At 40.9% G+C, this 11,287-nt stretch carries 9 protein-coding genes and 2 pseudogenes; 5 read left to right on the top strand and 6 right to left on the bottom strand.

The window, feature by feature from the left end; genetic code table 11:
• Both PX482_RS17370 and PX482_RS17365 read right to left on the bottom strand, forming a co-directional pair.
• Window positions 1-749: HlyD family secretion protein (locus PX482_RS17370; RefSeq protein ID WP_288122761.1), on the bottom strand; the 749-nt coding region annotated here is incomplete at its 3' end.
• Window positions 750-859: 110 nt separating this feature from the next.
• A complete protein-coding gene (locus tag PX482_RS17365) occupies window positions 860-1,462 on the bottom strand; it encodes a GUN4 domain-containing protein (protein ID WP_288122759.1) in 603 nt (200 codons plus the stop codon).
• An 83-nt stretch (window positions 1,463-1,545) separates the two neighbouring features.
• Here PX482_RS17365 and PX482_RS17360 point away from each other — a divergent pair, with 83 nt between their 5' ends.
• Window positions 1,546-2,526, top strand: a complete 981-nt coding sequence (locus tag PX482_RS17360) for an aspartate carbamoyltransferase catalytic subunit (RefSeq protein ID WP_288122757.1) — start codon at window positions 1,546-1,548, stop codon at window positions 2,524-2,526.
• A 23-nt stretch (window positions 2,527-2,549) separates the two neighbouring features.
• On the opposite strand, the gene PX482_RS17355 is transcribed toward PX482_RS17360, so the two are convergent.
• Window positions 2,550-2,831, bottom strand: a complete 282-nt coding sequence (locus tag PX482_RS17355) for a hypothetical protein (RefSeq protein ID WP_002759549.1) — start codon at window positions 2,829-2,831, stop codon at window positions 2,550-2,552.
• An 845-nt stretch (window positions 2,832-3,676) separates the two neighbouring features.
• Window positions 3,677-4,997 (bottom strand): annotated as a pseudogene (locus PX482_RS28135) (ISL3 family transposase).
• A 30-nt stretch (window positions 4,998-5,027) separates the two neighbouring features.
• Between PX482_RS28135 and PX482_RS17340 the strand changes: the two are divergent.
• Window positions 5,028-5,450 carry a DUF928 domain-containing protein gene (locus tag PX482_RS17340; RefSeq protein WP_223213000.1) on the top strand — a complete coding sequence of 141 codons (423 nt, stop codon included), beginning with the start codon at window positions 5,028-5,030 and terminating at the stop codon, window positions 5,448-5,450.
• A 72-nt stretch (window positions 5,451-5,522) separates the two neighbouring features.
• Window positions 5,523-6,170, top strand: a complete 648-nt coding sequence (locus PX482_RS17335) for a Uma2 family endonuclease (RefSeq protein ID WP_002759554.1) — start codon at window positions 5,523-5,525, stop codon at window positions 6,168-6,170.
• 6 nt (window positions 6,171-6,176) lie between these two features.
• On the opposite strand, the gene PX482_RS17330 is transcribed toward PX482_RS17335, so the two are convergent.
• Complete coding sequence (locus PX482_RS17330) at window positions 6,177-8,159, bottom strand: autotransporter outer membrane beta-barrel domain-containing protein (RefSeq protein WP_288058797.1); 1,983 nt, start codon at window positions 8,157-8,159, stop codon at window positions 6,177-6,179.
• Between the two features lie 127 nt (window positions 8,160-8,286).
• Between PX482_RS17330 and PX482_RS17325 the strand changes: the two genes are divergently transcribed.
• A complete protein-coding gene (locus tag PX482_RS17325; protein WP_052275264.1) occupies window positions 8,287-9,615 on the top strand; it encodes a hypothetical protein in 1,329 nt (442 codons plus the stop codon).
• 14 nt (window positions 9,616-9,629) lie between these two features.
• Here the strand turns inward: PX482_RS17325 and PX482_RS17320 are convergent, their stop codons facing one another.
• Window positions 9,630-10,346, bottom strand: a complete 717-nt coding sequence (locus tag PX482_RS17320; protein WP_288122753.1) for a hypothetical protein — start codon at window positions 10,344-10,346, stop codon at window positions 9,630-9,632.
• A 351-nt stretch (window positions 10,347-10,697) separates the two neighbouring features.
• Here PX482_RS17320 and PX482_RS17315 point away from each other — a divergent pair.
• Window positions 10,698-11,287: pseudogene (locus PX482_RS17315) on the top strand (helix-turn-helix domain-containing protein); the annotation flags it as partial.

Raw genomic sequence — 11,287 nt, 5'->3', positions numbered from 1 at the left:
GCTAATTCGTTTTGAATGGCGATATTTAATGCTTCTTTGTTTGCCTGTAGGGTAGCTCTAGCCGCCGTCACCTGTTGACGGGCCGCATCACGATTTTTAGACCGGGCCTCTACTTCCGCCCTGGCGGCCTGAATGTCGCGGCGGCGATCATCTAAGTCCTGTTGGGGCTGTGCGCCTTGTTTGACCAGAAATTCGGCTCTTTTTAGGTTTTTTTCCGCTAAATCTAAATTAGCTCTCGCTCTCTGTAAATCAGCTTCGGCGGCGCTCAAGGTGGCGATCTGACTTTTCACATTGGCTTCGGCATTGGCCACATTTGCCCGATTCTGGGCAATTTGGGCTTTATTTGCCCTCGCTTGCGCTTGTCTTTGCCTTAAATCCGCCTCAGACGCATTCAGGTTCGCTTTGGCCGAATTTACCTGGCCGATGCCAGCGTTTACCTGTTGCTGTTGTTGTTCGGGATCCAATTCGGCGATTTTTTGTCCCTGAGTTACCTGATCGCCAGATTTAACGAAAATAGTCCGAATCCGACCGGTAATCTGAGGGGAGACGCTAACACGCTCTTGGGCGATCAAAGTACCCACAAATTCGCTACTTTGCACTAATTTGTCGGTGCCGAGGGTTTGCAGTTTGACGGGAACAGCCGCCGGTCGAGTGGCTTGGGGGGTTTGGGGGGCGCAACCGGTGATAATTAGGGAAACGGCGATCGACGAACCGATCGCTCTCGATAGGTTAACGGATCGTTTAATCATTGTTAAATTTAGGGAGTTTTGGCAGAAAAAGTGCTAGTAAATCGGAAAAAAAGGGAAGGTGAGGAGAGAAGCTTTTCCTTAAATTTTACTCTACAGAATTGATCGCGTGATCACTGTTTGCTTTGCCCTAAGCTAACAATATTACAGGTGACTAATCTTTGGGCGAGGGTGGTGTATTCTAGGCGACCACCGGCGATCTGATATTCGTCCCGGGGCGCCGGCAGATGACCGACGGGTGCATTGAGGGTATAGTTAAGATTCTCTTTAAAAATAATCCAATCACCATCTTTACGCCAACCGATGCGATCGCCAAAAGTTTGAAAATTTTCGATCGCCACTAAGCGCCCCGGTCGATTACCCGTCTCGATAAAAATGCGAAATTGGGTACTGAAACTAAAACGACCCCCGGAAGCTTCTTTCCAGAGTTGATCCATCTTTTGCAGATCCCAACAGGCCAATTTTTGCAGGTCTTCCATGGTAAACCAGCCCTGTAATTCCCGTCCGGTTGCTTTCAGGATTAAATTGCGGGTTTCATCGTTAGCTTGTCGCCAATTTTGTTGAGCGAGGAAATTTTTCAGGCGAGTGTAATTAATGCCCGTGGTCGGTGATACCATTTCCCCAGAGGTGGCAGTCTGGGCAACGATCGCCGGCAAGGGATTGAGAAATAAAGCGATCGCAAGAGTGATCTGACAGAAGGAAAAATTAATTCTCATAAACCCTATTTATTAACCTGATGCAAAGAAATCCTACAATAGCATAGACGAAATTTGCCGTTTTTACCGCCTCCTTAACGCCTATGGCTTTCACTTGGATCCGACACCACATTTTGGGATTGCAAGACTGGCAACCGGAAGAATACCAAACCCTGCTACAAACGGCCTCTAGTTTTCGTGAAGTTCTTTCCCGACGTACCAAGAAAGTGCCGGCCCTACAAGGTCAAGTGGTGACAAATCTTTTTTTTGAACCTTCCACCCGCACCCGTAGTAGTTTTGAACTAGCGGCGAAACGTCTCTCGGCCGATGTTCTCAATTTTGCCCCGGGTAGTTCCAGTTTGACTAAGGGGGAAACGATTCTCGACACCGCTTTAACCTATGTGGCCATGGGTACGGATATCTTTGTCATCCGACATCAACAGTCGGGAGTTCCCGATTTAATTGCCGCAGAAATGGATCGTTTGCAGTCGGGGGTCAGTATTCTTAATGCTGGGGACGGTCAACACGAACACCCCTCCCAGGGACTTTTAGACCTGTTTACGATCTGTTGTCTGTTAGACGAAGACAATCCCCGTTTAGAACTGTTAGAGGGTAAAAAAATCGCTATTGTTGGGGATATACTCCATTCTCGTGTCGCTCGTTCCAATATCTGGAGTTTAACCACGGCTGGGGCGGAAGTACATTTGTCCGCACCCCCCACCCTACTGCCGAAATATTTTGGGGAATTGTGCGATCGCCTATTTCTCCACTGGGATTTAGAACCAGCTTTAGAAAAGGCCGATTTTGTGATGACCCTGCGACTGCAAAAAGAACGCATGACTGCCAATCTTTTGCCCAGTTTACGGGAATATCATCAAAGTTTTGGCATTACTCGTCCTCGTTTGCAATCCTGTCAACCGGGGGTGAAGGTACTTCATCCCGGTCCTGTGAATCGGGGGGTGGAAATTAGTTCCGATTTAATGGATGATCCCGATTTTAGTCTAATTTCCCAACAAGTTACCAGTGGTGTCGCTGTCAGAATGGCTTTGTTATACCTCATTGGTAATCTTCGCGACGACCGGTAAAAGCTTCTCAGGGATTTGATCTTTTAGTCTGGTTTCATTGAAACAATCCTAAAGTTTCTATCAAGGTAAATATCATACTTTCTTCCTCCCTCACACACAGCATCTTCTGCTTCAAATAGGTTAGTCTCAACATCAAATTTCATCGCTTTAGGATTCCTACAACCCTGTTTTAGCAAAGCATCAGTCAACCGTGATGTTTCTTCCGGGGTCAAAGCCCGGTAATCACTACTATTAGCTTGACCCGCATAGATTGACATTCCCATAATGCTAAGAGATAGTAAGCTTATGATCGATTTGGTCTTCATTTTTTCAACTTCCTGAATACAATAAAAACATCATTCCAAGGGCTTTAGACCCAAATTTTCGCTAATTAGTTCGGCACGATTACCAGTCAACTTTATGATAGGAAAAGCATACCTATTTTGCAATAAGTATAAATACTCAAGCTACCCCTAGGGCTTTTCTAGAAACTTTGACCCATACCGAATTCCGTTCTCAAGGGACTAGATATGGCGACCTACTCCTCTCTTTTTTAACTAGGGTTGGCTGAATAAATCTAAAAACCTGGTTGGATAATATCTTTAGGCTTTTTTGAAATCCAAGACTGCGATCACCAACCCCAGAAGCCTTACAGAATGAGGGTTTGAACAGAGCGCTCGCCTCGAAGCACAAACGACATTAATTATACCTCATCTTTAAGAAAAACGCTGAAATTAAGTAGGTAGGCACAATTATTTGTAGGATGGGTTAGCGTTAGCGTAACATAATCGGGCGTTGGGTTTCATGCTTCAACCCAACCTACGTTCTTTAAGAAAAAAGCTGAAATTAACGAAGCGACAAAAGATAAAGATTCGGATTAAGTTAATTGAGAACTATTATTATAATTCTCTCAGAATATGCTAGAATGCTTTTCTATATCTCACCGAAAAGTAAAACCCTTGTTCTTGCAGTGAATTTCCGGAATTATCGACAGAAACTAACGGAATCCCGTAATCTAAACGAACAGTTAAACCATTAGCCACTAACCAGCGTAAACCTAATCCTATCCCTCCTAAAGTAGCAGGATCGGGATCAGGAAGTAAATTATTCCATCCAGTCCCCCCCTCAACAAATGAGGTAATTTGGGTTCTTCCGAACTTACCATGTAAAATCAACTAGCAAAATGCCAATTTAATAAACATCTAAGACTAAAGTTTTTAAAGTTTCTAAATCCATAGCCTCTCCTTTTAATCACCTTCAGTTTATTGTTAATTCCTTCCACTGTTCCTTGGGTTGTTCGGTTATCAAAATAGGCAGTTATTTCGTCAATCCACCGCCTCATTGTCTGGCAGCTTTTAGGAAAGTAAGCCATCGCCTTTTTTATCCAATCGCTCAAGGCAAATAATCCCTCATTCCCCTCCGTATTTTTCTCAAATACTTCTCTAAATTCCTCTTTTAATTTGTGCATTTCCCCAAGTTTTGGAGACACTTTATATACTTCTTCCAATTTTTTCCTTTCCTTCTCTACTAAGTCTCCTTCATTCTTTAATAAGGTATATTTGCTCTTGGCTATTCCTGCTAAGATATTTTCTTTATTTTTCTTATTTTTTATCTTGGTTGCCTCTCTTTTTACCTCCTTTCTGGCTTCATCTAGCTCGTTATTTACTTGTTTCATTACCTGGAATCTATCTCCTACTATTTGCGCTTGAGGCATTAGTTTTTCTGCCACATTTTTATACCCTATCCACAGGTCTATACTTACTTCCTCTATTTGGCTCAAAACCTCTTCTCCCCACTGTTTCAGATATTCTGTTAATGCTTCTTCTGTTCTTTTTTCTACTAAGCCTACAATTTTTCCTGTGTCTATAGCGTTTCTGATTCACAAGAGGTACATTCCCGATCCTGAACAGCTTAATCAGCAAAGGTTTAAGTGTGCCGCACAGATGCGAGAACCGCTATATATTTACTAACACAGCATAGTAATTTCCTTTTCCCTTTATCATGGCTATTTCATCTATTCCTAGTTTTTTTAGACCTTGAGGTTTTGCGGTTATTAAGTCTTCTCCTAAGTCTTTGAGCATCGTTTCTATTTCTTGTTCGCTTACTCCATTTCTTTCTGCCGTATTTTTGAGATCACTATTCAGGACTTCGGCCACTATTTTTTTTCTAAATCTGTCTGTGTAGGTTCTTTTCTTCGGCAAATAATTTAGTTCTTCTGTGAATTTTTTCCCACATTTCTCGCATCTCATCTGACGACGATTGATTCTCAGATATAATGCCTGTTCTCCAAAGGGTAAATCTCGGATTGTTAATTCATTGTTTTGATGAACTTTTTCCGTTTTACTTCCACAATGAATGCACTGGCTTTCTCTTGACATATTTTCTAAATGTAAAACAATTCCTGCATCGGTAATAATTTGATAATTGGTAACGACAACTCCTTCTAGGTGAAGTAGCTCGGTCATTAACTTTAATTGTGGATTTGATGGCATAAGTATAGCTTGTGTCTAAAATTGCTGGTCTTGGCTGTACGATTTCAACAAAAAGGAGGAATTCATAACTTTTCTTTTCCCAGTAATCAAACCCCTTTAGCAGTGGGTAAAAAGTATCTTTGGCAAGTCGCTATTCGTCAAAGTCCTGACGTTTGGATGATTCAACGAGCAGAATTTAGAGTGGTTGAAATGCCCATTTTTTTAAGTCAACAAGTGGCTAATTCACTTCAAAAAACTGAACAAGCAGAACGCTATGCCGAAAATGGGTTATGGTATGATGCTTTAATGACGAGCTTATCTTCAACCCATCAAGGAGAATTAAACCCTCAAGTTTCTAATTTTATTAAATCTCTCGTAGAATCTGAACATTTAGAGCCATCTGAAGGGGTTGATGCCAAAATTATTACTCGACGAAATAACACTTTAATAAAACTGGCAGAATATTACAAATAGGCTTAATTTTTGTTGAAATCCTATGAGTAAGGGTATAATTAAACTAAGAAATCAACATTTTCAGCTAAAGCCATGCAATTAGCCTTAGAACAAATTATCGTCAATCCCGGTCAACAGTTACTTTTAAAAGAGCTTAACTGGCAAAAATTTGAGACAATATTATCAGAATTAGGAGAAAGTCGTGCTTCTCGGTTATCCTACAGTAACGGAATATTAGAAATTATGGTACCTTTACCCGAACATGAAAAAGATAAAGAAATCATTAGTTATATGGTTCAGTTTTTGTTAGAAGTACTCAATATTGATTTTGAACCGTTAGGATCAACAACATTTAAAAACGAGCGGATGAATCAAGCAGTTGAACCTGATGCCTGTTTTTATATTAAAAACTATCAAGCCGTTATTGGCAAAAATAGACTTAATTTAGAAAGTGATCCCCCCCCTGATTTAGTCCTAGAAATTGATATTACTTCCCGTACCTATTTAGATAATTATCGACAGTTAGGTGTTCCCGAACTGTGGCGTTATACTCAAAGTGGCCTACAGATTAATTTATTACAAGAAGGAGAATATATTGAGTCTTTAAGCAGTCCCAATTTTCCTCAGATTCCGATTATTGAATTAATTAATCAATTTGTTAAACAAAGTCAACAACTGGGGAGAAGTGAAGCCATCAGAAACTTTAAAAATTGGCTGACGGAAAATATAGATAATAGTTGAAAAATCCTAACATTTTCGACTAAGATAAAGTCGTCCGTCTGGAGTGTAATAAACCCCTTGCGGTTCAATGATAGGATCACCCTTTTTCCAAGGTTGAGCGGGTGTTTCAGGAATAGGTTGAATGATTTCAGGGAAATAAGAGGGAGTATTCATATCTCCTGGCCGATTTTGGACACCTCCTGAGCCTTTTATGATAAAACTACCCCCGCGGTCCTGATTAGGTGAAATACAGCTATTAGCTAAGAGTTTTTCAGGGTTAATCAAGAATTCTGGCAACTGAACGATACTATTTTGAATAAAGGTCAAGTCTGGAATAATAATTGCACCTGAGACTGCACCACTGGCGTTAATATCGACTCTATCGTTACCATCTAGGGTATTAGGATCATTTTCACTCGAAATCGGTTGATAACCATTACCAAAAAATACAGGCGTATTAAATTGAATGTTGCCACCTCGTCCATCACGAGAAAAAGCTAAAATATCGCTATCATTGAATAATAGGATAGAATTAGCTGTTACAGTAATATTTCCGCCACCTCCTGCTCCATTATTTACATTCGTCCGAATATCGCTATCTCCCTGTAATCTGATGTTATCTGCGGTGAGGGTAATTTCTCCCCCTGCGCCTTGATTGGCATTTGCGGTAATATCACTATTAGTGGCACTGAATAAACCCGTCAGATTAATATTAATATTACCTGCGTTGCCTTGTCCTTCCGAACGAACGCTAATTTCTGATTGATTTTGGAGATTAAGAGAATTGGCGTTGATTTCGATCAATCCACCCCTAGCTAATGAATTTCTAGTTACTGCGGTAGATATTTGACTATTTTGATTCATTAATAGCTCATTCCCCACATTCAAGCGAATATTACCTGCATTGCCATCAGCACTTGTACTGGCAGTAATTCGAGCATTCCGTTCTAAGGATAAGGTATCGCTAATATTTAGCACAGCGTTTCCCGCATTTTTGGGACTAATGGTAGATGTAGAAATCACCGCGCCATCTGTGAGGGTTAAGCGTCTTGTTTCTATCAAAAGGTTTCCCCCTTCTCCTTGAGGTTGAAAATCAAACCCAATGATCCCTGTTGAGGTAAAAATCCCACTAGGAAATCTCAGATCAGAGGATATTCCTGTAATGTAAAGGCTATCGCTCGCTCTGAGCAGAATATCTCCTCCTTTTCCTTGATCAAACGTGGCCGCAGAAATTTGCGCCCCGTTACTTATTCTTAAAGTTTTTGTGTTAATCTCAAGATTTCCTGCATTCCCTCTTCCGAAAGTATCTGTGTAGATAGCACTATCAAAATCATCTATATTAATGCTTTCTGAAGCATTAATGATTAAATTTCCCCCTTGACCAGAACTGGTTGCATTGAGAATTTCTCCCCCTTCATTAATATTTAAAATTTGTGTTTCAATGATTAAGTTTCCTGCTGAACCAGTTTGATCTTGACTTGCACCCAAAGAACCCGCTGCAATAAAACCATCATCAATCACATTAACGCCATTTTGGGCATTAATAATTAAATTTCCCCCCTTTCCTTGTCCAAGGGTAGTGGTTTCAATAAGAGATGCTCCCTGTACCGTTAAATTATTGGTTTTAATAATGACACTCCCACTATCACCAAGAGTATCAATAAACGTTCCAGTACCAATAATCGAACCATTACTCAAACGAATATCCTGCGCTTGAATTGAAATATCTCTCCCATCTTGGTCAGAAAGTGTTACTGATAAAATGGCAGATTCATTGATTAAAGCGACCTTTTGAGCGGTTAACTTGATCTCGCCCCCTCCTAACCCGCTACTATTTAGCAAGGCCAGTTGAGATAAGGTAATTTGACCTTGGGATTGACTATCTATCCCTTCATATCCTAGCCTCCATCCCTTAGGAACAGGAGTTAAGCTGACATTACCCATATTTCTGACGCTTCCGACTTCTATTCTTCCCCCCAAAGCGGTTAAACTTCCACTATTTAAAGTCACATCCCCCCCGACTAGGGCAATGGTTTGGCAGCAATTCCAAATTCAAACGGTAGTGTAGGATACAGAATTGATTTCGCTTCTGTCCCTCAAAATAGAGTGAACGAGTTGCCCATTGGGTTTTGCAGGAATGGAAGTCCAAGATTTGAGTTTTATAGGGATGCTGAGCTACTTCCACAGGGCTATCGCTGGCATGGTTGACCCGCGCAGTGCTAGCAATGCTACTCGCTACAGTCTAAAAGACGCGGTCTTGGGGGCATTTGCTAGCTTCTTTATGCAAAATGAATCCTTTCTAGAATATCAGCGTCAATTGAATAGTCGTTGTGGACGAGATAATGCTCAAAGTCTGTTTGGTCTGGTTAATATCCCGACCATAGAACAGATAAAGAATATTCTCGATAGAATAGCCGCAAAGCCTCTTTTTTCACCGTTCAAATGGATTTATCAAGGTCTGAGAGAACAAGGCTATTTGAGGCTGTTTACAGCCTTGGATGGCAACTTACTCGTCGCCCTAGATGGGACTCAGTACTATGATTCAGAGAAAATTAGTTGTCCTTGTTGCTCAACCCGCACCTCGAAACAGGGGAAGGTAACTTATCACCATCAAGCTATTTTGCCTGTAATTGTCTCTCCTGACCAAAAATCGGTCATTTCCTTGCCACCAGAATTTATCACTCCTCAAGATGGCAGTGAGAAACAAGACTGTGAGCAAAACGCGGCAAAACGCTGGATAGCGAGCCATGCGTCCTGGTTTGAAGGCCAGCCCATCACCCTCTTAGGCGACGACCTCTATAGTCGCCAACCGATGGCTGAATATTGTTTGGAACACCATTTCAACTTTATCTTTGTCTGTTTACCGTCCTCCCATCCGACTCTCTATGAGTGGGTTTCTTTCCTGGAGGCTAATCAAGAAGTCAAAACCACTCAACAGCGACGTTGGAATGGGCGATACTTTGAAATTTGGGACTATCGTTATCTCAATCAAGTCCCCCTGCGCGAACAACAACCCGCCTTACTGGTCAATTGGTGTGAGGTGACCGTTAAGCGCGAGTCGGATGGTCAACTTCTCTATCGCAATAGCTGGATTACTAACCACGACCTGACTCCCCAACGGGTCATTCTGGTCTGCGCTGCTGGACGGAGCCGTTGGCGAACCGAAAATGAGAATCACAATGTGCTCAAAACTCGGGGCTATCATTTGGAGCATAATTTTGGACATGGTCAGCAACATTTGTCCTCTTTTCTGTTGACCCTCAATCTCCTGGCTTTCTTATTTCATACTGTTCTGCATCTAGTCGATGAACGCTATCAACGGGCTCGGATGCAAAGGGGGACTCGCAGAGGCTTTTTTAACGATGTTCTTTGCTTAACCAAGTATCTGCTGTTTGAAGGCTGGCACCACCTTTTAGACTTTATGCTCGATGAGGCCATCCCTGTTACTCGCGTTAATTCTTCTTGATTTTGGATGGGGAGCTACAGGGCAAAAGCGTTTTGTATTCTGTATTCCTTGCTACATTCTGAATTTGGAATTGCTGCGTGTTTATATTTAGTTAGGAAGTTAGGAGTATGATTTGATAAAGTTCTTATAATATCGACATTTTGTTCGATGTTATTAATATACAGTTTCATATTATCTATTGTGCTGTCACCCAACTTTTCATCGGAAGGGGCGATTATCTTTGGTTTGGCAAATTCAACTTTGAGTGTCACCTCGCTACTAAGACGAGGAAGATCACAGGTGATCTTCTGTTGTTGTCCTAACCAGTTATAGACATAACATAGTTTTCCCTGATAGATGTAGAAACTATGTCCACCAAAATATCCACCCTGCGCCATCAGAACACCTTGTAAGTCCCCTTTAGCTTTGGAGAAATCAATAGTTGCTTCGATGGCATAGAAACGAGTGCTAATATTAGGGGCAACAGCTTCGAAAATTTCCAATCTCCCTGGATAATTTGTCGGGGGAACGGCGAACGTAGCGATTTCCCTAGCAACAGCTTCGGAAATTTCTGATCCTCCTGGATCATAGATATAGCTATCGGAAATTTCCAATCCCTCTAGATAATGGGTATAGCTAAATGTGGTATATTTTGAGTCGTCAGAAAATGCCGGGGGACGTAATTGAGGAATTTCTCCACCGAATACCACAGTTCCAGACCAATCTTCAAGTGGCATATATTGTTTAGCCATCGAAATCTCCTTAGTAATTGATAACGGAAAAAAGTGAGAGATTTGAGAGATGGGAGCATCTCATTTATACAAGTGAGTAATTATACTTATCCCTAAAACTGGTTTCTAGCAAGGCTTTCAAAATAGCTTGACATAAAAACCTGATTTAGGGGTTACAAAGGTGAGATGAGAGTTGAGAGATGAGAGATGAGAGATTTAACCTGGATTACACTGATGGACTTAACAAATCAACTCTGCTGTAACTCAATACTACTCAGTCCTCTATGCTAAGATGATCCGAAAAACGCAAGTTTTTAAATTGATGGGCAAAAAAATTTTAACTTTACTCAATAACCAAATAGTTATATATAGATGTTTATTTTTGACAATAAAACCAATATTTTAATTAATTCTCAGGAATTAACCTTTAAAAGTGAATATGTTTGTGACTTTTCTCGCTATTTTCAGAATCGAGAATTTCTCAACGTAGATGCTTTACAACTCAGTGGTGATCATTTTGAAGGGTATCTTTCAAGGATCATCATCGATGAAGTGATGTTAGAATTATCGCAACGTAATTGTTTAACGAATGTTGCGGGAGTAATCCATTCTAAAATGTGGGTTTTTGCGATTCCTGTTCAGGTGAATTCTGTCTTCTTCCAAAATTTGTATCCATTAGAAAATAACTATCTGGGGATTATCCCCCCTAAATCAGAAATTTCCGTTTTTCAACATCCTTTTTCCAATCGTTTTCAGCTTTACGTTCATGATAATTATCTGCAACAATTGTGCCAAACTTTAGAGCTACCAGAAGCAAAAAAGTTTTTAAATTCTTCCGCTTCTTCTATTGTGATTTGCCCATCGGAAAAAATTCGTCATCTCCAACAATCTTGTCATCAACTTTATCGAATGCTATTTAATTTAGATCGTCAACAAATATCTGGGCAAAGAAAAGCATTAAG

It is taken from the genome of Microcystis sp. M53602_WE12, assembly GCF_030065455.1.
In the GTDB taxonomy this organism is placed as follows: domain Bacteria; phylum Cyanobacteriota; class Cyanobacteriia; order Cyanobacteriales; family Microcystaceae; genus Microcystis; species Microcystis aeruginosa.
This window is presented reverse-complemented; position numbering and strand designations above follow the sequence as displayed.